Consider the following 24,770-nt stretch of genomic DNA (forward strand, 5'->3'; position numbering starts at 1 on the left):
GATCATCTGTAGGGCGAGCCTGCTCGCGATGGCGATCAAGCAGAGAACAACGCCCTCATGCGCAAAGCATTTGGCGTAACTCAATACAATCGGCTGCATGCCAATCGGTCAATTCCGGCCACGGATTATCCGGCAGATTGACCAGCACCGTCCGCGCTCCCGCTGCCCGACCGCAATCCAGGTCAAACCGGTAGTCACCCACCATTACCAATTCGCTGGCCGGCACGTTCCACGCTTGCGCCAGCTTCAGCAATCCGCCGGGATGCGGCTTCGGTGGTGCTTCATCGCGACCCAGAACATCTTCCACCGCAAAGCAGTCGGCCAGGCCGATAGCTTCCAGCGTGACGTGCGCCAGCTCGCGGGCATTGCGCGTGAGGATGCCCAGGCGATAACCGCGACCGGCCAGTTCACGCACCAGTTCCACGGCACCCGGCGCGGGTTTCGATCCCAGCGCCAGGTCTCGTTCGTGCTCCAGCAGCCAGGCGTGTTTGGCTGCCGCTTCATCGGCCGGCAACGCGGCGAGATGGGTCAGGATGTCGTCCTCGGCAGGAATCGACAACGCCACGCGAATCGCGGCGAAGTCGTGCACGGCGACGGTCAAGGTGCCGTCCATATCAAACACCCAATGACGCACGTCGACCAGACTCATGCCCAATCCTTGCGATGACGAATCAACCCTTCCTGGGTCACCGACGCCACCAGTTGTCCGGCACGGTTAAACACGCTGCCACGGTTGAACCCGCGTGAGTTGCCGGCCCACGGGCTGTCCATCGCGTAAAGCAACCAGTCGTCCGCGCGCAAATCCTGGTGGAACCACAACGCGTGGTCGAGGCTGGCGACCTGCATGTCCTTGTCCCAGACCGTTTTGCCGTGGGGTTGCATCGAGGTCACCAGCAGGCCGAAGTCCGAGGCGTAGGCCAGCAGATATTTATGCAGCGCCGCGGAGTCGGCCAAGGCGCCATCGGCGCGAAACCAGACGTACTTGACCGGATCGCACGGCAGCGGGTTGTAGGGATCTTTTTCGGTCACCGGGCGGAATTCGATCGGCTTGGGGCACAACAGTTTTTCGCGCATTTTCTCGGGGATCAGGTGTGCGCGCTGCTGAGTGATCTCCAGCTCCGACGGCAGGTTTTCCGGACCGACCACTTGCGGCATTTCGGTCTGGTGCCGGAAGCCTTCTTCGTCGTATTGAAACGACGCACTGCACGTGAAGATCGGGTGGCCTTTCTGGATTGCCGTCACCCGACGCGTGCTGAAACTGCCGCCATCACGCACCCGGTCAACCTGATACACCACCGGCAAACCGGCATCGCCCGGACGCAGGAAATAGCCGTGCATCGAATGCACATGGCGCGCCTCTTCAACCGTCTGACTGGCTGCCGATAGCGACTGGCCGAGCACCTGACCGCCGAACAACTGGCGAAAGCCCAGGTCCTGGCTGCGGCCACGGAACAGGTTTTCTTCGATCGGTTCCAGGGTCAACAGGTCGACCAGATCTTCCAACACTTGGCTCATTCAGACTCTCCTCACATACAACATTACCGCGCAGTCTTGACTGCGACAGTCAATTCAATTTCCGGACTGGGCCTATGGGGTCATTGTAAACATCCAAGCAGGCTTATCCATGCAAGGTTTGCAGCCATTGCTCACGGTTGATGCGATACAGCACATGGTGACGCAAGGGATGATCGACGGCGAGCTTGGGGTGGTTGAAATCGTCGGCCGGATCATGCTGCATACCGATTGCCTGCATGACTTTCTGTGATGGCAGATTGTTGTCAGCGGTGAACGAGACGATTTCATTGACCGAAAGGCGATCAAACCCGCACCGCAGAGCGGTCCACGCCGCTTCACTGGCGTAGCCCAGCCCCCAATGTTCACGAGCCAGGCGCCAGCCGATTTCAATGGCCGGGGTAAACGGCGCGTCGAAGCCGACGACGCCAAGCCCGGTGAAACCGATGAACTGGCCTGTGTCCTTGCGTTCAAGCGCCCACAGCCCGAAACCATGCTCGGCAAAATGTCCCCGGATTCGCCCGATCAATGAAGCACTTTCCAATCGACTCAAGGGGGCTGGAAAGTAGCGCATCACCTGCGAGTCGGCACACATTGCCGCAAATTCCGGCAAGTCCTCGTCGCGCCACTGACGTAACAACAATCGCGCACTTTCAAGTTCCAGTATCGGCTCCATTGTTCCCCCGCCCTCCGTTTGCATGCTGCAAGTCTACAACGCTGGTAGGATCCTTCTCTCATTCCTATCCGAAATGACCATGTCACTGCCACTGATTTATCACGAAGACTACAGTCCCGAGTTCCCGGCGGAGCACCGCTTCCCCATGGACAAGTTTCGCCTGCTGCGCGATCACTTGATTGACAGTGGTCTGACCCGCGATGTTGATTTGCTGCGACCTGAGTTGTGCCCGGCAGAGATTCTCGCCCTCGCCCATGACCCTTCGTATATCGAACGCTACATGAGTGGCGATTTGTCCCGCGAAGATCAGCGCCGCCTCGGCCTGCCGTGGAGCGAAGCACTGGCGCGGCGAACCGTTAGGGCAGTCGGCGGTTCGATACTGGCGGCCGAACAAGCGCTGGAACACGGCTTGGCCTGTCATCTGGCGGGCGGCACCCACCATGCTCATTACGACTACCCGGCCGGGTTCTGCATCTTCAATGACCTGGCGGTGATCAGTCATTACCTGCTGCAAAGCGGTCGGGTCAATCGGGTGCTGATCTTCGATTGCGATGTGCATCAAGGCGACGGAACTGCACGGATTCTGCACAACACTCCCGAAGCGGTGACCGTTTCCCTGCACTGTGAGAAAAATTTTCCGGCACGCAAAGCCGAAAGTGACTGGGACATTCCGCTGCCCAATGGCATGGGTGATACGGATTACCTGAGGGTGGTGGATGACGCACTCAATTACTTGCTGCCCCTCTATCAACCAGACCTTGTGCTGTACGACGCCGGGGTCGATGTGCACAAAGACGACGCCCTGGGTTATCTGAAGCTGACAGACGAAGGCGTTGGCGCCCGGGATGAAAGCGTCATGCGCCATTGCCTGGGCCGGGATATCCCGGTGGTCGGGGTGATCGGCGGCGGCTACAGCAAGGACCGCCATGCGCTGGCCCGTCGTCACGGCATCCTCCATCACAGCGCGCAGCGCGTCTGGGCGTCATCAGGTTGTCACTGACGTGTGGATGCTTTACCCACAATGCCTGTGGAACTGCCTGTGGATAACCTGAGTGAAAGCGCCTACAGCCCTTGCTACTTACAGACTACAGAGAAGTGGTTATTTTTTAACCAGCATTAAAAACACCGCTCCCCCCCCCTGTAGGAGCAAGCTTGCTCGCGATGGCGCAGGCACATTCAACGCATAACCTACTGACAGACCGCTATCGCGAGCACGCTCGCTCCTACAGGGGATCGGGCTGGTAGAATGCGCGGCTTATCCAGCCAAACCGCAGCGCACTCCATGACCCAGCCTTCGAATACCTCCCCTTCTACGGTCGCCATCATCGGTGGTGGCCCCGCCGGTCTGATGGCGGCCGAAGTGTTGAGCCAGGCCGGGATCAAGGTGGATCTGTACGACGGCATGCCTTCAGTCGGTCGCAAATTCCTGCTGGCCGGTGTCGGCGGCATGAACATCACCCATTCCGAAGCCTATCCGGCATTTCTCTCACGCTACGCCGAACGCGCCCCGCAGATCGCACCGTTGCTGAGAGGTTTCGGTGCCGATGCGTTATGCCAATGGATTCATGACCTGGGCATCGAAACCTTTGTCGGCAGTTCCGGCCGGGTGTTTCCGACCGACATGAAAGCCGCCCCCTTGCTGCGCGCCTGGCTCAAGCGCCTGCGCGACAGCGGTGTAGTTATCCACACCCGTCACCGTTGGCTGGGATGGAATAACCAAGGTGACTTGCGCATCGACAGCCCGGAAGGCGAAAAAACCGTGCAAGCCGACGCCACCCTCCTCGCCCTCGGCGGCGGCAGTTGGTCGCGCCTGGGCTCGGACGGCGCGTGGATGCTGCCGTTGGAGCAACGCGGCGTAGGACTTGCACCCCTGCAGCCGAGCAACTGCGGCTTCGAGGTGCAGGCCTGGAGCGATTTAATGATCAGCAAATTCGCCGGCGCCCCGCTGAAAAACATCGCCATTGGCCTCAATGACGACGTACCACGGCTGGGTGAATGCGTGATCACCGCCACCGGAATCGAAGGCAGTTTGATCTACGCCCTGTCTGCACCGATTCGCGAGGCGATCAACCGGCATGGCTCGGCAACGATTCATTTGGATCTGCTGCCGGGTCGGCCTGTGGATAAAATCCAGGTTGCGCTGAACAAGCCACGGGGCTCACGCTCCATGGCCAAGCACTTGCACAGTCAGTTGGGTATCGATGGCGTGAAAGCCGCACTACTGCGAGAACTGACCCCTGCCGACACTTTCACGGACCCGGCCCTGCTGGCCAACGCGATCAAGGCGTTGCCCCTGACGCTGGTAAAAACCCGCCCACTGGACGAAGCCATCAGCAGCGCGGGCGGTGTGCTGTTCGAGGCGATGGATGAACGCTTGATGCTCAAGCAAATACCTGGCGTGTTTTGCGCCGGGGAAATGCTCGATTGGGAAGCGCCGACGGGTGGCTATCTGCTGACCGCGTGTTTCGCCAGTGGGCGAGCGGCCGGATCGGGAATGGTGCAGTGGTTGCAGCGCAAGGGCTAATGACCGCGTAGCTCCCATCGCCAGCAGGCTGGCTCCCACAGGGGATATGTGTCGTTCACAAAAAACCTGTGGGAGCCAGCCTGCTGGCGATGACGGCCTAACGGACGCAGTGCGAAATTACGGCTTACGCTTACGCGGCCCAGTATTGAACACCGGCACTTTTCGCACAGGCTTGATCGACGGTTCCGCTGGCGCAGCTTCCCCGCTATCGACCCATTTACCCAGATTGCGTTTACCGCCGCCGCCGCCCGAAGCCTTTGGCTTCTTCGGTTTCTTCGGCTTCTTGACCACCTGACCGCTGGCATCGGTGTCCGGCACGCGGTGCTCCGGTTCAAAATCCGGCTCGCTCTGACGCTTCAAGGTCTGGCGCGTCAGCATCTCGATGGCCGACAGCAAATTCACTTCATCGGCACACACCAGCGAAATCGCCTCGCCAGTCGCACCCGCGCGACCGGTACGACCGATGCGATGGATGTAGTCCTCGGCCACGATCGGCAAGTCGAAGTTGACCACCAGCGGCAAGTCTTCGATGTCCAGGCCTCGGGCGGCCACGTCAGTGGCGACCAGGATTTGCACTTCACTCGCCTTGAAACGGTCCAGTGCACGCTGACGGGTTGCCTGGGGTTTGTCGCCGTGGATGCCGTCGGCATTGATGCCCAGGCCCTGAAGTTTTTCCACCAGCGCGTCCACGCCGTTGCGGGTCTTGGCGAACACCAGCACTTGTTTCCACTTGCCCTTGCGCATCAGGTGCACGAACAGTTCCGGCTTGCGTTTCTTGTCCACCGTCACGATCCATTGCTTGACCGTGTTGGCCGCGACGTTGCGCGGGCTCACTTCAACGGTCAGTGGGTCGTTGAGCATCTGCCCGGCAAGCAGGCGGATCTCATCGGAGAAGGTGGCGGAGAACAGCAGCGTCTGGCGTTTCTTCGGCAGCGCACGGTAAATGTTCGCCAACTCCTCGGAAAAGCCCAAGTCGAGCATGCGGTCGGCTTCGTCCAGTACCAGAGTTTGCAACTGGTTGAACTTCAGCGCGTTCTGGCGGAACAGGTCGAGCAAGCGGCCCGGGGTGGCAACCAGCAGATCAACGCCGCTGCGCAGCTTCATCATTTGCGGGTTGATGCTGACGCCGCCGTACACCGCGTAAGTGCGCAATGGCAGATTCTCGGCGTACTGGCGCACGGCTTCGTGAACCTGCTCAGCCAGTTCGCGGGTCGGCACCAGGATCAGCGCACGCACCGAGTTGGCGGTGACTTTCGGCCCTTCCATGGCCAGCAGTTGCAGCAGCGGCAGGGCGAAACCTGCGGTCTTGCCGGTGCCGGTCTGGGCGGCGGCCATCAGGTCGCGACCGGCCAGCACCGCCGGAATGGCTTGCGCCTGAACCGGCGTAGGCGTCTGGTAGCCGAGCGTCTCAAGGGAGCGCAGCAAGGGTTCGATCAGGCCAAGGGAGGCGAAAGTCATGGGAGTACCGTAGGAAAATTCAGCGCGGGTGTGCAATGCCGCGCAGTTTACCCTAATTCACGCGGGATTCTGTCGGCACTGCCGTCACCACTGGCCGCTGCGGTGTCCGGCGCCATTGCGGAAGGCCAATCAGCACCACCGCGCTGATGATCACCAGCATGGCCAATGCTTCCTCGATGCCGATGCTTTCACCGACAAACACGATGCCCAGCAACACCGCCACCGCCGGGTTGACGTAGGCATAGCTGGTCGCTGCCGCCGGACGCACGTGTTTCAACAAATACATGTAGGCGTTGAAGGCGATGATCGAACCGAACACGGTGAGGTACGCCAGTGCGGCCCAGCCTTCGATTGGCGGCATTTTCTCCAGGTGCTCACCGCTCGCAGCGCTGGCGATCAGAAGCACGACGCCGCCCACCAGCATTTCCACGGCACTGGCCATCGCGCCTTGGGGCAACGGCAGGTGTTTGCTCCACACCGAGCCGAACGCCCAGGTGGCCGCCGCAAAAATCAACAACGCCGCACCCAATGGACTCGATTGCAGGTTGGAACCCAGGTTGAGCATGGCAATGCCGATCATCCCGAGCACAATCCCGGCCCATTCGAGACGGGTATTACGTGCGCCCCAGAAATATCCGCAGAGCAAGGTAAACAACGGCACCGTCGCCACCGCCAGTGCCGCGACGCCGGAAGCCACGCCGGTGTGTTCCGCCACGCTGACCGCGCCATTACCGCACGCCAGCAGCAAGATCCCGATGATACCTGCCGCTTTCCACTGCGCCCAGGTCGGTGCCGGCGCCCCGCGCCAGCGCAGAAAGACGTACATCAGCGAGCCGGCAATGACGAAACGAATACCCGCCAGCAGCAACGGCGGCCAGTACTCCACGCCGATACGGATCACCAGATACGTCGAACCCCAAATCACGTACAACGCGAAAAAGGCAGCGATCAACGGCAAAGGAAAGCGACGGAGGCCAGGCATGGTGACAGCTCGCAGGCAAGACAAGTGAACGGCTATTCTAGAAAGGCCAACGGTGGAAAATAAGTTACAAAACGTGTTTATAGCGCCAGTACACTTTTCAAATCACGGAGTTTGTTGCAATAAACCGTGCTTTCGAAAGTCTGTCATTTCAGGAGCCTGCTCGATGGACAAATATGACCGCATGTTACTGAGCGCCCTGTTGGAAAACGGTCGCGCGTCCTACGCGGACCTGGCGCGCAAGGTCAACCTGAGCGCCCCGGCGGTGGCCGAACGCGTGGCCAAGCTCGAAGCCAGCGGCGTGATCACCGGGTACCAGGCGAAAGTCGATATGGCCAAGCTCGGGCTACCGATCCAGTGCGTGATCGAACTGCGCCTGAACCAGCACGGCAACCAGAAGGCCTACGACGACCTGATCAAAATCCCGCAATTGACCGAATGCCACCGGGTGACAGGTGACCCATGCGTGATCATGCAAGCGGCGGTGGGCTCGATGCCGGAGCTGGAAGAGCTGATCAACCGGATTGCCACGTTCGGGTTCAGCAAGACGTCGATTGTGTTGTCGAGTGCGATAGAGAAGCGCGTGCCGCTGGGGCATATCGAAGGGAATGGCAAATAGTTACATCTAGGCGCTGGCGTGCCAGCGATGACGGATTCAAATTCAAACCCAATGCTGGCTGATCCACTGCGTTCGCCAGCAAGCCGGCTCCTACAGCGGATATGCGGTGTACTCGGGATCAGCGATAGCGCTGGAGATGCTCGGTTACTTTCGCGGCCGGTACTTTCTGCAACTTGCACAGCAAATCATGGGACAGCTCGCGCAAGCCATGCTTCTTCAACAACTCTTCGGCGAGATGGGTGGTCAGGTTGGCCGCCATCTCGGCATCGGCCATCGCCCGGTGGGCCTTGCCGGTATTTGGCAGGTTGGCGAATGTGGTGAGCGTGCCGAGTTTGTGGTTCGGCGCAGCCGGCATCAGACGTCGGGCCAATAACAGCGAACAGGCAAAGTTCTGCAACCGGGTGCGCTTGATCCGCCCCAGTTCAAAATCCCAGAACTTCTGGTCGAACGCGGCGTTGTGCGCCAGCAGGGGCGTAGTGCCGACGAACTCATTGACCTCGTTCATCACCTGCTCCGCCGACGGCGCGGTGCGCAGCATGGCATTGCTGATGCCGGTAAGTTGCTCGATGAACGCCGGGACCCGCACACCGGCGTTCATCAGGCTCTGGTAACGCTCGACGATGCGCCCCTGTTCAAGGATCACCACGGCGATTTCCGTGGCCCGGCAGCTGCTGCTTGGGGAGATCCCGGTGGTTTCAAAGTCGATGACTGCGATGCGTTCCAAACCTGTTTCAACTCCGTAAAAATCAATTCTTGAGCAGCAACGCGCCTTCGATCGGCACGTAGCGGCTGGCGGCGCGGATCAGCGAATTGGCGGTCAGGCCTGGGACGCCGTAGGCCACCGCTTGCACGCCATGTTTACTGATGATGCGTTCGAGCAACATGTCGAAATCACCGTCGCCGGACGCCAACACGACTTCGTCGACATGGTCCGCGGCGTCCATGATATCGAGGGTAATGCCCACGTCCCAGTCGCCCTTGGCCGAGCCGTCGCTGCGCTGGATGTAGGGTTTGAGCTTCACGGTGAAACCGAGGTTGCGCAGGATCTGCTGGAACTGCTGCTGTTTGCTGTCGCCACGGTCGATGGCGTAGGCATAGGCTTCAACGATTTCGCCCTGTTTGCTGATGTCAGCCCACAGCGCGGCGTAGTTGAAATGGCAACCATAGGCCTGACGCACGGTGTAGTAGAGGTTTTGGACATCGGCGAACACTGCGATTTTTTTCACCGGCATTCCTCAAAGGCGGAAATCAGGCTCCAGGCCCGAAAGGCGCCCAGTATGCCAGCCCTGAGGAATGTTCCGCGAATAATCGGCTATGTGGCGAGGGAGCTTGCTCCCGTTGGGGTGCGAAGCAACGCGCTTGCTTTAGAACCCAAAGGGCCTGCTACGCAGTCCAGCGGGAGCAAGCTCCCTCGCCACAGGTGTGTCAGACGAAAGAATCGTCGTCGCCGCTGAAGAACGATTCATCACCGTAATCGGCGTCGTCGAAGCTACCCTGATCGTTGCCCGCCATACGCTGATCATCGCCCCAGGTGTTGTTGCTCTGGTCGTTGACCTGGGCCGGCTCTTCCTTGATGACTTCGACGACTTCCTGCGGTTGCTGATTGTGCTGGAACAGGCTGCTGATGCCTTGTGCCAGCATCACGCCACCCGCCACGCCAGCGGCGGTTTTCAATGCACCACCGAGAAAACTGCTCCCTGCCGCTGCTGGCGCCTGAGGGGCGTAATTGTGCTGCGGTGCTCCGAAGTTCTGCTGTGAACCGAACGACGAGCGTCCCGGTTCACGCCAGCCAGCGTTCGAAGGCGGCGCACTCTGGGTTGGCACGGGCTGTGGATCGCGGGTAGCGCCGCCGAAGATGCTCGACAAAAAGCCGCCGCTGCTCGCTGCAGGGGCCGGGGCCGACTGCGCCTTGGCTTGTTGCAGCTCAGCCTGCAATTGCTGGATCTGTTGGGTCTGTCGCCTGTTCTGTTCATCGAGACTCTTGATCGCCGCCTCTTGAACCAGAATCGCCTGAGTCATGAAATAACCTGCCGCCGGCTGGCGCGTCAGGTGTTCCTTGATCCGCGCCTCGGCCTGGCCGTCGCGCGGGGCTGCGTCCGATTCGGCTTGTTGCAGCCGGGAAAACAGTCCATCGATCAGGGTTTGTTCTTCGCTGTTCATGGCGACCTCATAGATTGCCGGGAAAATCGTTGCCTTTATCCATTAAGGATAAGGTGCTCGACCTTAATGGAGGCTGAAACAAGATGTTTCAATGTCCTTTACCGAACGTTTACGTTTGCTAACGCCTGCATATCATCGGTTACAGTGTGCACCTGATTACAACCTGCGATAACGACTGATGAACCCCTTAGATGTACTGCGTGACTCCCTGTATTTCTTCAAGCGCAATCTGGGTCAGATCGTGCAGCTATGCCTGCCGCTGGTGATCCTTGAAGCGCTGCTGCAACAAGTGGTCGACCACTCCACCGAGCCGGACAGCTTTCCCGGCATCAGCGTGATCGTCGGCCTGCTGGTGTACCCGCTGTACACCGCCGCACTGATTCTGTTTCTCGACGCTCGCAGCCGTGGCGAATCGCCGAGCAATCGCGAGCTGTTGTCGAGGGCCGCTTACCTGTGGCCACGCTTCGCCCTGTTGACAGCGCTCAACACCGTACTGATTCTGCTGGGTCTTTCGCTGTACTTCCTGCCGGGTATCTACTTGATGGTGACCTTGGCGTTCGGTGAATACCTGCTGGTCCTGCGTGGCCTGGCGCCACTGGCCGCGATGAAGGAAAGCCTGCGCACGACCAAAGGTCACTTCCTGCGCATCCTGCTGTGCATTCTGTGTGTGATGGGACCGTTGTGGCTGCTCAAAGGCCTGACGCTGGCGGCTTACCCGGAACCGCAGAACCCGGTGGTATCCGTGCTGATCGACAGCGCCCACAGCTTCCTTCAGCTGTTTACCAGCGTTGTGCTCTTCCGGCTGTTCATGCTGATCAACCCGTTGCCCGAGAACAATGACGCAGCGCTCTGACCGTGGGCGCGGCCATCGCGCTCAGGTATGCTCGGGAACAATTTTGTAACGCTAATAAGTCGAGCCATGACCCGTCTACTGCGCTACACCCTGCTGGGCCTGATGATTGTGACCGGTCTGCTCGCACTGTCGATCTACAGCCTGACCTGGCGCCCCGAGGCCAAGGAAGTGCTGCCGGTCAATTGCAGCTCCAAGGCACCGACACTGGTCCCCGGCCAGGCGCTGAAGGTGATGACCTGGAACGTTCAGTACCTGGCCGGCAAGCGTTATGTGTTCTGGAACGACCTGGCGGCCGGCACCGACGACAGCCCCACGCCCGAAGACATGGCCTTCAGCCTCGACGAAGTGGCGCGGGTGATTCGAGACGAGCAACCGGACGTGGTGCTGTTGCAAGAGCTCGACAACGGTGCCAAGGCCAGCGATTACCAGCACCAGCTCAAACTGCTGCAGGAACGGGTCGCCGACTTGTATCCGTGCAGCGCCAACGCCTTCGACTGGAAGGCGGATTTCATCCCCGATCCACACATCTTCGGCAGCGTTGGCCGGCAGTTGGCAACCCTGAGCCGCTTCCAGATCGAACATGCCGAACGATTGCAACTGCCGGTCGCCTCGGCCAACCCGATCAGCCGCCAGTTCAATCCCAAAAACGCCGTGCTGGTGTCCTACTTGCCGTCGAGTGATGGCGGGCAGATGGCGGTCCTCAACACTCATCTGGACCGCGCCACCCAGAGCGACGATACATTGCAGGCCCAGGTAAGCGCCGTGGCCAAGATGCTCGACAAGTTCGAAGGTCGTGGCACGCCGTGGCTGATCGGCGGTGACTTCAACCTGTTGCCGCTGGGCCAGTATCGACGCCTGCCGGAAGATCAACGCACGCCCTACTCCGCCGACAGCGCGCTGCATGTGCTGTGGGACAAGTACCCGATGATCCCGACCAACAACGAGGCCGGAGGTGTCGACCGCGAGCGCTGGCTGACCCACTACCCGAATGATACGGGGCTGAGCGGCCCGGACCGGACTGTCGACTATCTGTTCTACAGTCCGCGGATCAAACGGGTCGAGGCGCAGGTCAGGCAAGACGATACGCTGCGTATTTCCGATCACCTGCCGGTGATTGCCCGGTTCCTACTCCCGGCTGCGCCTTAACGCATAACCTGTAGGAGCTGGCTTGCCAGCGATGACGTAATGTCGACATCATCGTTGAATGTTCAATCGCCATCGCTGGCAAGCCAGCTCCTACAGGGGGTGTGCGTTGGCGGCTTAATGCACCTCTTCCAGATCATCATGCAGCAGCCCGAAGATCTCACGCTTCATCTCGATGAATGAGCGCTCCATGACCATATCGAGGTTGCGTGGACGCTCTATCGGCACATCCAGGATCTGTTTGATCCGTCCAGGTCTGGCACCCATCACGTACACCCGGTCGCCGAGCAGAATGGCTTCGTCGATGTCGTGGGTCACGAACAGAACGGTCTTCTTGCTGTTGCCCCACACCCGCAGCAACAACTGCTGCATTTGCAGGCGGGTCTGGCTGTCGAGGGCGCCGAAGGGCTCGTCCATCAGCAGGATCTGCGGATCGTTAGCCAATGCCCGGGCAATCGCCACGCGCTGCATCATCCCGCCGGACAGCTGCTTGGCGTAGTTGTCGGCAAATCCGCTCAGGCCCACTTCATTGACGTAATAGTCGACGATGTCCTTGCGCTGCGCCGCCGGCATGCCGCGACGCTTGAGACCGAATTCGACGTTCTGCCGCACGGTCAGCCACGGGAACAGCGTGTAGCTCTGGAACACCATGCCGCGATCCGCGCCCGGGCCTTCGACTTGCTGGCCGCCGACGTAAATCTCGCCTGAGGTCGGTTCCGCGAGGCCGGCGGTGAGGTACAGCAGGCTCGACTTGCCGCAACCCGACGGCCCGACGAGCACGGCGAATTGCTGGTCCGGCACTTCGAACGACACTTCCTCCAGCGCAGTAAAAGTACCGCCATCGGGTTTCTTGTAACGAAGGCTGACCTTGTCTACTTGCAGCCGGGGCGCGTTCACCGGGGCAGCCTGAGGGGCGACAAAACGATGAGTGGCGGCGGTTACTGAGCCCATGCGGTGATCCTCAGGCGAAGGAAACGAAACAGTTGATCGGTGAACAGGCCCAGCAGGCCGATGATCGCGATAGCGAGGAAAATCACGTCCACCTGAAAGCCGCGCATCGCCTTGAGGCTCAGGTAACCCAGGCCACTGGAAGCGGCGACCAGTTCAGCCACCACCAGGTAAGTCCAGGCCCAGCCCATGGTCACGCGCAGGGTGTCGAGCACACCGGGGAGGGAAGCCGGCGCGATCACATGCAGCACGGCATCGCGGCGATTGGAGCCCAAGGTGTAGGAGGCGTTGATCAGGTCCTTGGAGATGCCTTTGGACACGTCCGCGATCATCACCAGTTGCTGGAAGAACACGCCGAAGATGATCACCGACACCCGCTGCTCCAGACCGATGCCGATCCACAGGATGAACAGCGGCACGAACGAGGTTACCGGCAGGTAGCGAATGAAATTCACCAGTGGTTCAAGGAAGGCCTGGACGATGCGAAAACTGCCCATCAACAGCCCCAGCGGCACCGCCACCAGGGACGACACAATGAAGCCGACCATCACCACTTCAACGCTGGCCCATACATGCTGGCCAAGGGTGCCGTCGCGACCCAACCGCACGGCGGCCTCGACCACCGCGCCCGGCGTCGGCAGGAACATGCCCGGCACCACGCCGCCGTAGGACAACCCGGCCCACAGCCCGACCAACAGCACCCAGGCCAGGCCGCTCGCGCTCCAGATCACCGAGACCGGCAAACCGGTCTTGGGCGTTATGCAGCGGCTCAGCCATGAATTGCGCTTGAACATGCAGCCTCCTAGAGCGGGGTGACGAAGCGGTTGTCGATCAGGTCGTCATTGCTGACGTTGTAGGGCTTGCCTTGCAGCTCGCTGGCGGTCTCGTTGGCCAGCTTGATCAGCGGTGCGCTGTCACCCGGTTGGCCCGGCGAGCCCAACAGTTTTTCGCTCATCGCCTGATCGTAGAAACGTACCCCTTGGGCGGCGGCTTCCAGCTCTTTCGGATCGGACAGGTAACCGCCGACCCCCTTGGCCATGATTTTGTAGGCTTCCTGCGGATGGTCCTTGGTGTATTGCACGGCTTTATACAAACCGGCCACCAGCGCCTTGACGTCTTCCGGCTGTTTTTCGATCACGCTGCAGTTCAGTGCGACCACGTCGACGATCACTCCCGGCGTGCTGCTGCTGTCGATCAGCACCTTACCCTGCTGCTTGTCGCGGACCATCGACAGGTGCGGTTCCCAGGTCACGGCGGCCGGTACGCGACCGGCGATAAATGCAGTGGCGGCGTCGTCGGCCGTCATGTTCTGCACAGTGATGTCGCTCATGCTCATGCCGTGTTTTTTCAGCAGATACGAGAGCCAGAACTGCGAGGTCGAACCTTCGTTCACCGCCACGGCCTTGCCCTTGAGTTCCTGCAGGCTCTTGACGTCCTTGCCGACCAGCACGCCGTCGCCACCATGGCTGTCATCCAGCGCGGCCACAGCCTTGAAGCAGAATTGCGGACGGTACTTGAGCACCTCGTCGATGGTCGACGCCGAGCCGGACAACTCGCCGGACGCTTGCGCGGCCATGTACATCGCCGCTTCCTCGACCACCGGCAACTCGACGGTCAACCCGTTTTCCTTGAAGTAGCCAAGGTCCTGTGCGAGGTAAAGGGTGCCGTAGCCAACCCAGGTGGTATGACCGATGGACAGGGTGCCGGCCTGGGCGCTGGTGGCGACCGTCGCGGCGATGGCGGTGACCGCCAGTGGATGGGCAACGCGGGTAAGCAAGGACTTGATCATGGAGCACTCCCAAAGCTGTTGATTTAGTTTTGTCATGGGCAGTACGGCGAGCCCTGAATCGGCTGCAACCTGTGGTCTCTCGGGGACCCTTCGGTGGGCAGCGTTCGGTGGGCTGGCGAGATCGATGGTGGCCCAAGGGCGGGATTAGGAAAATGAGGAAATATGTGGATGTGGACGATGAAAATACTGCTTAGCGCGCACCGGGAAAGAGCGCTGTAGGCGGTGATGCCCGAGGTGGGTGCAGAACCTGGAGAATGTGTTGAATGTGCAATAGCGATCGCCGGCAAGCCAGCTCCTACGGTTCTTTGTCGCACCCAAAAAACAGGGTCGACGCAAACCCTTTAGGAGCTGGCTTGCCGGCGATCAAGGTCCGAAGAACCTTCAGGCGATATCAGAGCCGGCCGTATTCCTGCGCCGTACGATCCATCGCTTTCAGGGTCTTGCCGATCAGCTCGTCAATCTCTTCACGACTGGCAATCAACGCTGGCGCCATGATCATCCGCCCCAACGTCGAGCGAATAATTACACCTTCCTCGAAACCAATCGTGCGGCAGCGCCAGGCGATGTCATTCTCGTTGGCAAAGCGCTTGCGGCTGGTTTTGTCTTCAGCCAGTTGCAGCGCCGCAACCATCCCGGTGCCCTGAATGTCACCCACCAACGGATGCTTGCCGAACACTTCGCGCAGGCACTGTTGCAGGTACGGGCCGATGTCGTCCTTGACCCGCGTCACCACACCTTCATCGCGCAGGGCCTTGAGGTTGGCGATCGCCACCGCCGCCGCCACCGGGTGCCCGGAGTAGGTCAGGCCGTGGGCAAATACACCGCCCTGCTCCACCAGCACCGAGGCCATTTTCTTCGACAGAATCAAGCCGCCCATGGGGATGTAACCCGAGGTCAGGCCCTTGGCGATGGACAGGGTGTCCGGCTCGAAACCGAAGTACTCGTGGGCGAACCATTCGCCTGTACGACCGAAGCCGCCGATCACTTCATCGGCGCACAACAACACATCGTACTTGCGGCAGATGCGCTGGATTTCCGGCCAGTAGCTTTCCGGCGGGAAGATCATCCCACCCGCGCCCTGAAACGGTTCAGCGATGAAGCCGGCAACCTTGTCCGCCCCCAGTTCAAGAATCTTGGCTTCCAGTTGCTGCGCCGCACGCAGACCGAATTCGGCCGGGGTCAGATTGCCCTCGTGAGCGAAGAAGTAAGGCTCGTCGATGTGCTCGATGTCCGGAATCATGCCGCCCATTTCGTGCATGAATTTCATGCCGCCGAGCGCCGTCGCGGCCAGGGTCGAACCGTGGTAACCGTTCCAGCGGCCGATCATGATTTTCTTCTCGGGCTTGCCGAGCACCTGCCAGTAGCGACGCACCGTACGGATCAACACCTCGTTGGCTTCGGAGCCAGAGTTGGTGTAGATCGCGTGGCTGTAGTGAGCCGGCAGCAGGCTGAACAGCAGCTCGGACAGTTCGATCACCTGCGGGTGGGTGGTGTGGAAAAACATGTTGTAGTACGGCAGCTGTTCCAACTGCTGGCTCGCAGCGGCGGCCAGGTCCTTGCGCCCATAGCCGAGGTTGGTGCACCACAACCCGGACATACCGTCGAGGTAACGCCGGCCATCGTTGTCCCACAGGTGCAGGCGCTCGCCACGGACCATCACCCTTGGCCCCTCGTCGTTGAGGGCTTTCTGATCGACGAACGCATGGATGTGGTGCGCAGCGTCGGCGGCCTGGTAGTCGCGGGTATCACGTGGTGTGGTCATCACCGGTTCTCCGTTTTGTTATCAGCGCAATTGAAACCAGGTGGTCTTCAACTGGGTGTATTTATCGAATGAATGCAGGGACAGGTCGCGGCCGAAACCGGACTGTTTGCCACCGCCAAAAGGTACGGTCACGTCCAGCGCATCGACGCTGTTGACCGACACCGTGCCCGCTCGCAATTGTCGCGCCACACGATGAGCGCGGTTGAGGTCGTCGGTCCACAGCGAAGCCGCCAGACCGTAGACGCTGTCGTTGGCAAGTTGCAACGCGTGGGCTTCGTCGTCGAACGCCGTGACGGCCAATACCGGACCAAACACTTCATCGCGAAACAGCGGCATGTCCGGGGTCACACCGGTGAAAATCGTCGGCTGAATGAAGTTGTCAGAGCCGTTGAAAATCGACTGCCGACCGCCACAGACTCTGGTCGCGCCTTGCTGTTCGGCCTGTTGGATGAACTTCATGATGCGCGCGGTCTGACGGTTGTCGACGATGGCCCCCGCGGCGCTCGACGGGTCCAGCGGATCGCCCGGTAGCCAACGTTCGGCCTGGGCCTTGAGGCGCTCGACGAACTCGTCATGAATCGAACGCTGCACCAGCAACCGCGAGTTGGCCGAGCAGACTTCGCCCTGATTGAAGAAGATGCCGAACGCGGCTTTTTCCGCTGCCAGATCGAGGTCCTGACAATCGGCGAAAACCAGGTTCGCACTCTTGCCGCCGCACTCCAGCCACACCTGCTTCAGGTTCGATTGCGCCGAGTACTGCATGAAATATTTGCCGACTTCAGTGGAGCCGGTGAACACCAGGCAGTCGACGTCCGGGTGCAGACCGAGGGCCTTACCGGTTTGTTCGCCGAGACCCGGCAGCACGTTGAGCACTCCTGCTGGAATCCCCGCCTCTAGCGCCAGCTCAGCCAGGCGCAGAGCGGAAAACGGCGACTGCTCGGCAGGTTTGAGAATGACGGAGTTGCCAGCGGCCAGGGCCGGGGCGAGTTTCCATGCGGCCATGTCCAGCGGGAAATTCCACGGCACTACCGCTGCGACCACACCGAGTGCTTCGCGGGTGATGGTTGCCAGCACGTTCTGCGCACTCGGCGCGATCTGGTCGTAGAGTTTGTCGAGGCTTTCGGCGTACCAGCGGAACACCCCGGCGGCACCCGGCACGTCGATGTTGTAGGCGTCCGTGACCGGTTTGCCCATGTTCAGCGAATCGAGCAGCGCCAGTTCTTCACGGTTTTCCAGGATCAAGTCGGCCAGGCGCAACAGCACTTGCTTGCGTTCGCTCGGCGAGCGTGCCGACCAGGTACCGACCTCAAACACCTGCCGCGCATTGCGTACTGCCACGTTTACGTCTTCTTCGCCGCAGGCGGCAACGTTGGCCAGGCATTGCCCGGTGGCAGGATTGATCGAAGCGAATGTCTGCCCCGATTGCGCAGGGCGGCGTTGACCGTCGATCACCGCCAGGTCGGGAAACCGCACTGTGGCGGCCTTGCGTTGCCAATACTCAAGATCGAACACGTTCAGATGCTCCAGAGGACATTCTTGTGTATTGGATAGTCGCTCAGGCCCGAGCGGTGCAAAACCAGTAAAAATGTGTTCGCAGGCCAAGAAAAAACTACGTAGCCAATCTCCCTTCTGGCGCAGCATGTGGTTATTGTTCAAACACAACAAATCGCTACCCGAGTGGATAGGGGTGGCGCGCAAATTGCCAGGATGCCTGATCCGTTCTCCCCCGAGGTTTGCTGTGGCTGCCTACAATCTGCGTCAACTGAAATACTTCATCACCACCGTCGAGTGCGGCAGCGTCGCCGAGGCTTCACGCAAGCTGTACATCGCCCAGCCTTCGATCTCCACGGCCATCAAAGGGCTGGAAGACAGTTTCGGCGTGCAGCTGCTGATCCGCCACCACGCCCAGGGCGTGTCATTGACCCCCAGTGGTGCACGCTTCTACCGCAAGGCCCAGGAACTGCTGCGCATGGCCAAGGAGTTCGAACAGAACGCGTTGGCCGACAACGACGTAGTGTCCGGACAGATCGATATCGGCTGTTTCGAAACCGTCGCTCCGCTGTACCTGCCGCAATTGATCGCCGGGTTTTCGGCGTTGTATCCGGGGGTGGAGATCCGCATTCGCGACGGCGAACAACAAGAGCTGGTGCAGGGCCTGACCTCCGGCGCCTTCGACCTGGCGATTCTGTATGAACACGACCTCGACGGCACCATCCAGACCGAGCCCTTGATGCCGGCACAGAGGCCTTACGCGCTGCTGCCGGCGGATCACCGCTTTGCCCAACAGGCTCAGGTGTCACTGCGGGACCTGTGCCTGGAGTCGATGATTCTTCTGGACGTGCAACCGAGTCGGACCTACTTCGTCAGCCTGTTCGATGAGCTGGGCCTGACCCCACGCATCGCCTTCAGCTCGCCTTCCATCGAGATGGTGCGCGGCATGGTCGGCCAGGGATTCGGCTTCTCGATCCTGGTCACCAAGCCACACTCGGAGTGCACCTACGACGGGAAGAAAGTGGCGTGCGTGAACATTGCAGAAGAGGTCACCGGTTCAGGGCTGGTGGCGGCATGGCTCAAGCGCGGGCAACTGACCAAGCCGGCGCAGTTGTTTGCTGATTACTGCCGCGAACAACTCACCGCCAAATCCGAACGTTCACACCCTCCCCTGTAGGAGCTGGCTTGCCAGCGATGGCGTCATCGCAGCCGATGCAAATCTCAAGGGTCTCATCGCCAGCAAGCCGGCTCCTACAAAATCAAACCTGCGCACAACCCTCTGTAGGAGCTGGCTTGCCAGCGAAGGCGTCATCGCAGCCGATGCAAATTTCAGGGACCTTATCGCCAGCAAGCCGGCTCCTACAAAATCAAACCTGCGCACAACCCCCTGTAGGAGCTGGCTTGCCAGCGATGGCGTCATTACAGCCGATGCAAATTTCAGGGACCTTATCGCCAGCAAGCCGGCTCCTACGTAATCGCGTTGCGATTATTTACGCGGTTTGATCCGCGCAGTCGCCTCGGCCACCAACGGATCATCCGGCCAATAATGTTTCGGATAACGCCCTTTCAAATCCTTCTTCACCTCGGCATAGGTGCTGCGCCAGAAGTTCGCGAGATCCTGCGTCACCTGCACAGGCCGCCGCGCCGGCGACAGCAGATGCAGTTTCACCACTTGCCGACCACCGGCGATGCGCGGGGTTTCGGCCAGGCCGAACAACTCCTGCAAACGCACAGCGAGAATCGGCGGTTGCTCGCTGTAATCCAGACGAATCGAGGAGCCCGACGGTACGCTTAAATGGTGCGGCGCCAACTCGTCCAGCCGTTGTGGCAGCGGCCATGGCAACAAGTTGCGAATGATGCTCGACAGGTCGAGATTGGCAAAATGACTGAGTCGCGAAACTTTGCCCAGATACGGCATCAACCAGTGTTCGAGGCTTTTGAGCAGCGCAGCGTCGCTGACATCCGGCCATTCGCTTTCGCCCTTGCCGGTCAGATCCAGTTGCCGCAACAGTGCGACCCGCGCCTGCCACTGGCGCAGCTCAGGAGTCCACGGCAACAACTCCAGCCCTTTGCGTCGCACCAGGTTGACCAACGCCTGGCTGCGGGCACTTTCGTCGAGGCCGGTCAGCGGTTCGCGGCTGAGGATCAACTCCCCGACCCTACGCTGGCGCTCGGCGCGCAGCACACCTTCGCGTTCGTCCCAATCCAGTTGATCGACGCAGCGCACCTGTTCGGCCAGCACTGAATCAAACAGCGCCGGATCGAAATCCGTCGCCAGATAAATCCGTTCTTCACGCTGCCCCTGACGACTGCCCAGATCGGCAATCACCAGCCACGGCTGCTTCATCAAACTGTCGGCTTCGGCGAACAACGCGGCGCGACCGTTGGCCAGGCGATACTCCGCGCCACCGGCGCGGCGCTGTTGGGCCACGCGGTCCGGATAGGCCAGCGCCAGCAACGCGCCGAGCCAGCGTGGATGATCCGGATCGCTGATCGGTTCGGATGCTTTGCCGCGCAGATAGCCGCGATACTGCCGTGCCAATTGCCGAGCTCGCTGTACCCCGCCCTGTGCGCCGCGCGCGGCACGTTCCTCGCCGGATAACAGGGTCAATCGACTGTGCAGATCCGCCCCGGCGCCGCGCAGGATATCGCGCTCGCCAAGCAATGCGGCGACATCGCAAGCCATGTCCGCCAACCCCAACGCCTGACCACGCAACAGCAAATGGGCGATGCGCGGATGCGCCGGCAGTTCGGCCATGGACTGACCGTGACGGGTCAGCGTTTCCCCCTCCAGCGCACCGAGGCGCTGCAGCAAATCCTGAGCCTGTGCATAAGCGGCCGCGGGTGGCACGTCGAGCCACACCAATTGCCCCGGTGTCACGCCCCAACGGCGCAGTTGCAAGGCCAGCCCTGCGAGGTCCGCCGAAAGAATCTCTGCGCTGCCGTAAGCGGCCAGTTGCTCGTGCTGATCCTGCGACCACAAGCGATAACACACGCCCGGCTCCAGTCGCCCGGCACGACCCGCGCGCTGGGTAGCACTGGCCTTGGAAATGCGTTGGGTGTCGAGGCGGGTCATGCCGCTGCCGGGATCGAAACGCGGCACCCGCGCCAGCCCGGCATCGATAACCACGCGCACGCCGTTGATGGTCAAACTGGTTTCGGCGATGTTGGTGGCCAGTACCACTTTGCGTTTGCCCGCCGGTGCCGGATCGATGGCCGCACGCTGCGCGGCCAGGTCCAGTTCACCGTGCAACGGGCAGAGTAAAACCTGAGTATTTACGCCCAAGGCATCGGCCAGTTGTTGATGCACACGACGGATTTCCGCCTGCCCCGGCAGGAACACCAACACGCTGCCGGTCTCGTCGCTCAAGGCTTCGAGGATGGTCTGCACCAGACGCGGCTCGAGGAACTCTGCGGCCTGAAACGGCCGCCCCCAGCGCATCGCCACCGGGTACATGCGCCCTTCGCTGCGCAGGATCGGCGCGTCGTCGAGCAACCCGGCCAGGCGCTCGCCTTCGAGGGTGGCAGACATCAAGAGGATTTTCAGCGGCTGGTCATCCCGGAACAATTCCCGGCCGTTGAGGCTCAGGGCCAACGCCAGATCGGCATCGAGACTACGCTCATGGAATTCATCGAAAATCAGCAAGCCCACGCCTTCCAGCGCCGGGTCGTCCTGCAACCGTCGGGTGAGAATGCCTTCGGTGACCACTTCGATACGGGTGTTGGGGCCGACCTTGCTGTCGAGTCGAATGCGATAACCCACGGTTTCGCCGACCTTCTCGCCCAACTCGCTGGCCAGCCGTTCGGCCGCGGCGCGGGCAGCCAGGCGGCGCGGTTCGAGCATCAGGATGGTCTGCCCGGCCAGCCAAGGTTCGTTCAACAAGGCCAATGGCACGCGGGTGGTTTTACCGGCGCCGGGCGGTGCTTCGAGCACGGCTTCGTGGCGTGTAGCGAGGGCTTCACGCAGGGCGGGTAAAACTTCATCAATCGGCAAAGAAATCATGCTGGCTCCAAAACAGAGCGGCGAGTATAACGGCGAACTGTTTGGCGTAGTCTGGGCTCAAACCAGTAACGTTCTTGGCGTTCTACTCAGGAGATTTCATATGCGTGCTCCCTTTCGCCTGATTGGCGGTGTTCTGGTCGCAACCTTGCTGACTCAAGTGACCGCCTGTGGGTCGATTTTCTATCCCGATCGCCGTGGCCAGATCGACGGCAAGATCGACCCGGCCATTGCCGTGCTCGATGCCGTGGGCTTGCTGTTCTACATCATTCCCGGATTGATCGCGTTCGCCGTGGACTTCGCCACCGGCGCGATTTACTACGCACCGGGAGAGACCGCGCAAGTTGCACCGCAAAAGCTCAAGGAAGCCATTGGCGCCGACGGCAAAGTCGATAACTGCAAGTTGCAGACTATTCTCGAACGTGAACTGGGCCGCAGCTTTCCGCTGGACGATCCGCGCTTGATCCAGAGCAAAGGCAGCGCCCAGCAATTGGCGATGCTCGGCCTGCAACCGTCCGCGTAACCCATGCGGGTGAAGGATCACTTTAAGGAACAGCTGTCCCTATGACCTCCAGCTCCGAACACGCCCGCTTGCTGCGGTTGGCGACCCGTGCCTCGGTGGCGGTGGCGTGCACGCTGATCGTCGCCAAAGCCATCGCCTGGTGGCTGAGCGGTTCGGTGAGCATGCTCGCCGGCCTCACCGACTCGACACTCGACGGCGTTACGTCTCTGCTCAACCTGCTCGCTGTGCATTACGCCCTGCGCCCGGCCGACGACGATCATCGCTACGGGCATGGCAAGGCCGAGTCACTGGCGGGCATGGCCCAGGCGCTGTTCATTGGTGGCAGTGCGGTGCTGATTGCGTTGCAGGCCTACGATCGGTTGAAACATCCCGAGCCCGTGGGCGCGCCGTGGATCAGCATCGCGGTGATTGTGTTCTCGCTCGCGCTGACCCTGGCCTTGTTGATGTTTCAATATCGTGTGGTCAAGGCCACCGGTTCCAATGCGGTGCGCGCCGACTCCCTGCACTACCGCTCGGACATGCTGCTCAACGGCAGCATTCTGGTGGCTCTGGTGCTGGCCGGGTTTGGCCTGCATCAGGTCGACCCCTGGTTCGGTCTGGGAATCGCTGCCTACATTCTGTGGAGCGCGGTGCAGATCGCCCGGGAAAGTTTTGCGGTGTTGATGGATGAAGAGCTGCCACCGGATGTCAGCCAGCACATGCTGGAACTGGCTTGCAGCGTGCCCGGGGTGCTGGGCGCGCACGACCTTCGAACGCGCATCTCCGGCAATCAATGGTTCGTGCAATTGCATCTGGAATTGCCGGGGGATCTGACATTGTCAGTCGCTCATGGCATCAGCGACCAGGCCGCGGCAGCCATTCACAGCGCCTACCCGCGCGCCGAAGTGCTGGTGCACGCCGACCCGCAGGAAGTGGTGAACGCCGCACGGGCTCGCTAATTCACTTGATAGCCACGACTGCTCAGGCAGTTTCCCTGGGCTTGTTGGTAGCTTTGCACTACGGAAGGGTCTGGCTGATAGGTCGCTGTGCGCGGGTCAAAACCGCTCTGCTGCACCGCGTACTGATAACACTCGAAACCATCCCCGCTGACCTGTTCCGGCGACTGGCCGTTGGCCGGATACGCCACCACGTCATAACCATTGCTGCCGGCCGGTGGCACCGGTTGTGATTGCGGGCTGCCGACCGGCGGCTCGACCACGACGTAATCCTGAGTGCTTTGCTGATAGGCGTAATACGAGCCTGCCGCGAGGAACAGCAGCGCCCCGCCGATCCAGACTTGCTGGGCGTATTCAGGCAAGTAGCTGACACGAATCCCCCTCGGCGGCTCTACCACCACATAACGCGGACCAAGTGGGCGGTACCAGTAGCCACCGGAATAGTGGTAATCCATGCCCCGGTAAGGCACGCGGTAGTCGCGTTCCGGGAAGCGATCGATTACCTGGCCGGGACGATATCTGGGTCCGGGGCCCCAGCCGTTACCGTGTCCGCCCGGACGTCCCTGCCACTGATTGTCATGGCTGGGCGCCCCCACATAGCCGCCCCAATGCTGGTTGTAATCATTGCGACGCGGCGGGTCCTGATAGTAACCACGTTGAGGTTCCTGGGTCTGGCGCACGGTGTCGGGTTTACCCTGGATCGGCAGGTCATTGGCCGGCAATTGTGGTGGTGGTGGCGGGGAGCGAACCCGGCTGTTGTAGTCTGGTGGTGGGTGGTTCTGCGATTGGCCGTTCGGGTGCTGGCCGTTATGCTCGAACTGGCGACTGTTGTCGCCGTGAATGACGTCGCTGTTCTGTTGCTGGCCGTTTTGCGGGCGCGGTTGATCGTTGCCGCCATGTCCCTGATTGCTGCCCTGATGGCCGCCCTGGCCATGTTGTCCGCCATCGCCACCCCGATTCTGCGTCTCATCGGCCAGCGATTGCGCAGTGACACTGATACACAGCAAACCAACACCGGCCAAACGCCAGATGCGCGACTTCATGCTTTTCCTCATTGCCGGTTAGAGCCTGTACGTAAGACTGGGAAAGCACAGGCCGGTTCTGCAACAGGTTATCAGTCACGAAACTTATTTATTGAGGGGCGGCGGTAAATTACGGGTAAAGAAAAAGGGGAGACCCGTCGGCCTCCCCTTGAGAACTTCGTCCTGGCTCAACGCTTTTGACGTTGGCTCACCTCACGCCGTCTTCTGGACAGTGTGTAGCTCGGGGGCCGGCACATCCCCGGTGGGGGGCGGCGGCCGCCGCTGGCCTGATTGGGCGAGCGGCTGTGGACTGTTTGTCCGAGCAGTGATTCTGGTGATAAGAATAGGCTTGGAGCACCAGCAGAGGATTGCGAAG

General features: G+C 60.8%; 23 protein-coding genes. 8 read left to right on the forward strand and 15 right to left on the reverse strand.

The features are described 5' to 3' along the window. Positions 1 to 55: 55 nt before the first annotated feature. From AD668_RS23365 to AD668_RS23375, 3 genes are all read right to left on the reverse strand, one after another. Positions 56 to 649, reverse strand: coding sequence for an HAD family hydrolase (locus AD668_RS23365; protein WP_053162630.1), 594 nt, complete (start codon positions 647 to 649; stop codon positions 56 to 58). Further along, entirely contained in the window at positions 646 to 1,515 is an 870-nt protein-coding gene (gene tesB / locus AD668_RS23370) for an acyl-CoA thioesterase II (RefSeq protein WP_053162632.1), read from the reverse strand. The genes AD668_RS23365 and tesB overlap by 4 nt, the downstream gene beginning before the upstream one ends. Before the next feature lie 103 nt (positions 1,516 to 1,618). After that, positions 1,619 to 2,188: a GNAT family N-acetyltransferase gene (locus AD668_RS23375; protein WP_053162634.1), complete on the reverse strand. Its 570-nt coding sequence runs from the start codon at positions 2,186 to 2,188 to the stop codon at positions 1,619 to 1,621. A gap of 79 nt (positions 2,189 to 2,267) precedes the next feature. Between AD668_RS23375 and AD668_RS23380 the strand changes: the two genes are divergently transcribed. Together AD668_RS23380 and AD668_RS23385 are read left to right on the forward strand one after the other, a co-directional pair. Further along, entirely contained in the window at positions 2,268 to 3,188 is a 921-nt protein-coding gene (locus tag AD668_RS23380; protein ID WP_053162854.1) for a histone deacetylase, read from the forward strand. A 282-nt stretch (positions 3,189 to 3,470) separates the two neighbouring features. Further along, a complete protein-coding gene (locus AD668_RS23385; protein WP_177330211.1) occupies positions 3,471 to 4,712 on the forward strand; it encodes a TIGR03862 family flavoprotein in 1,242 nt (413 codons plus the stop codon). A 117-nt stretch (positions 4,713 to 4,829) separates the two neighbouring features. Here the strand turns inward: AD668_RS23385 and AD668_RS23390 are convergent, their stop codons facing one another. Both AD668_RS23390 and yedA read right to left on the reverse strand, forming a co-directional pair. After that, positions 4,830 to 6,170 (reverse strand): DEAD/DEAH box helicase, encoded by a 1,341-nt coding sequence (locus AD668_RS23390; protein WP_053162638.1) that lies wholly within the window; start codon positions 6,168 to 6,170, stop codon positions 4,830 to 4,832. 52 nt (positions 6,171 to 6,222) lie between these two features. After that, complete coding sequence (gene yedA, locus AD668_RS23395) at positions 6,223 to 7,152, reverse strand: drug/metabolite exporter YedA (RefSeq protein ID WP_053162640.1); 930 nt, start codon at positions 7,150 to 7,152, stop codon at positions 6,223 to 6,225. A gap of 163 nt (positions 7,153 to 7,315) precedes the next feature. Between yedA and AD668_RS23400 the strand changes: the two genes are divergently transcribed. Then, entirely contained in the window at positions 7,316 to 7,768 is a 453-nt protein-coding gene (locus AD668_RS23400) for an Lrp/AsnC family transcriptional regulator (RefSeq protein ID WP_007990688.1), read from the forward strand. Between the two features lie 118 nt (positions 7,769 to 7,886). On the opposite strand, the gene AD668_RS23405 is transcribed toward AD668_RS23400, so the two are convergent. From AD668_RS23405 to AD668_RS23415, 3 genes are all read right to left on the reverse strand, one after another. Then, positions 7,887 to 8,492: a PolC-type DNA polymerase III gene (locus AD668_RS23405; protein ID WP_053162642.1), complete on the reverse strand. Its 606-nt coding sequence runs from the start codon at positions 8,490 to 8,492 to the stop codon at positions 7,887 to 7,889. A 22-nt stretch (positions 8,493 to 8,514) separates the two neighbouring features. After that, positions 8,515 to 8,994 carry an NYN domain-containing protein gene (locus AD668_RS23410; RefSeq protein ID WP_007946629.1) on the reverse strand — a complete coding sequence of 160 codons (480 nt, stop codon included), beginning with the start codon at positions 8,992 to 8,994 and terminating at the stop codon, positions 8,515 to 8,517. Between the two features lie 199 nt (positions 8,995 to 9,193). Next, the gene (locus AD668_RS23415) at positions 9,194 to 9,928 is read right to left on the reverse strand and encodes a DUF2076 domain-containing protein (protein WP_053162644.1); all 735 of its coding nucleotides are present in this window, start codon (positions 9,926 to 9,928) and stop codon (positions 9,194 to 9,196) included. 178 nt (positions 9,929 to 10,106) lie between these two features. Between AD668_RS23415 and AD668_RS23420 the strand changes: the two genes are divergently transcribed. Beyond that, entirely contained in the window at positions 10,107 to 10,781 is a 675-nt protein-coding gene (locus tag AD668_RS23420; RefSeq protein WP_053162646.1) for a YciC family protein, read from the forward strand. Positions 10,782 to 10,847: 66 nt separating this feature from the next. After that, the gene (locus AD668_RS23425) at positions 10,848 to 11,927 is read left to right on the forward strand and encodes an endonuclease/exonuclease/phosphatase family protein (RefSeq protein ID WP_053162647.1); all 1,080 of its coding nucleotides are present in this window, start codon (positions 10,848 to 10,850) and stop codon (positions 11,925 to 11,927) included. A 114-nt stretch (positions 11,928 to 12,041) separates the two neighbouring features. On the opposite strand, the gene AD668_RS23430 is transcribed toward AD668_RS23425, so the two are convergent. The 5 genes from AD668_RS23430 to AD668_RS23450 all read right to left on the reverse strand — a co-directional run bounded on the left by AD668_RS23430 (position 12,042) and on the right by AD668_RS23450 (position 17,935). Beyond that, a complete protein-coding gene (locus AD668_RS23430) occupies positions 12,042 to 12,875 on the reverse strand; it encodes an ABC transporter ATP-binding protein (RefSeq protein WP_007975815.1) in 834 nt (277 codons plus the stop codon). Continuing rightward, entirely contained in the window at positions 12,863 to 13,666 is an 804-nt protein-coding gene (locus AD668_RS23435) for an ABC transporter permease (protein WP_053162649.1), read from the reverse strand. Before AD668_RS23435 ends, AD668_RS23430 begins: the two co-directional genes overlap by 13 nt. An 8-nt stretch (positions 13,667 to 13,674) precedes the next feature. Beyond that, positions 13,675 to 14,661 carry an ABC transporter substrate-binding protein gene (locus AD668_RS23440; protein WP_053162651.1) on the reverse strand — a complete coding sequence of 329 codons (987 nt, stop codon included), beginning with the start codon at positions 14,659 to 14,661 and terminating at the stop codon, positions 13,675 to 13,677. Between the two features lie 391 nt (positions 14,662 to 15,052). Beyond that, positions 15,053 to 16,423 (reverse strand): aspartate aminotransferase family protein, encoded by a 1,371-nt coding sequence (locus AD668_RS23445; RefSeq protein WP_053162654.1) that lies wholly within the window; start codon positions 16,421 to 16,423, stop codon positions 15,053 to 15,055. Positions 16,424 to 16,444: 21 nt separating this feature from the next. Further along, a complete protein-coding gene (locus tag AD668_RS23450) occupies positions 16,445 to 17,935 on the reverse strand; it encodes an aldehyde dehydrogenase (protein WP_053162656.1) in 1,491 nt (496 codons plus the stop codon). A gap of 226 nt (positions 17,936 to 18,161) precedes the next feature. Between AD668_RS23450 and AD668_RS23455 the strand changes: the two genes are divergently transcribed. After that, complete coding sequence (locus AD668_RS23455) at positions 18,162 to 19,091, forward strand: LysR family transcriptional regulator (RefSeq protein WP_053162658.1); 930 nt, start codon at positions 18,162 to 18,164, stop codon at positions 19,089 to 19,091. Between the two features lie 309 nt (positions 19,092 to 19,400). On the opposite strand, the gene hrpB is transcribed toward AD668_RS23455, so the two are convergent. Beyond that, on the reverse strand, positions 19,401 to 21,917 hold the full coding sequence (gene hrpB, locus AD668_RS23465) for an ATP-dependent helicase HrpB (protein ID WP_053162662.1): 2,517 nt from the start codon (positions 21,915 to 21,917) through the stop codon (positions 19,401 to 19,403). Positions 21,918 to 22,017: 100 nt separating this feature from the next. Between hrpB and AD668_RS23470 the strand changes: the two genes are divergently transcribed. After that, entirely contained in the window at positions 22,018 to 22,437 is a 420-nt protein-coding gene (locus AD668_RS23470; protein WP_053162664.1) for a hypothetical protein, read from the forward strand. A 41-nt stretch (positions 22,438 to 22,478) separates the two neighbouring features. Further along, entirely contained in the window at positions 22,479 to 23,375 is an 897-nt protein-coding gene (locus AD668_RS23475; RefSeq protein WP_053162666.1) for a cation diffusion facilitator family transporter, read from the forward strand. Here the strand turns inward: AD668_RS23475 and AD668_RS23480 are convergent. Next, the gene (locus AD668_RS23480) at positions 23,372 to 24,415 is read right to left on the reverse strand and encodes a DUF6515 family protein (protein ID WP_053162668.1); all 1,044 of its coding nucleotides are present in this window, start codon (positions 24,413 to 24,415) and stop codon (positions 23,372 to 23,374) included. The genes AD668_RS23475 and AD668_RS23480 overlap by 4 nt on opposite strands. Between the last annotated feature and the right edge of the window lie 355 nt (positions 24,416 to 24,770).

This window comes from Pseudomonas sp. P1.8, from assembly GCF_001269805.1.
GTDB lineage: Bacteria > Pseudomonadota > Gammaproteobacteria > Pseudomonadales > Pseudomonadaceae > Aquipseudomonas.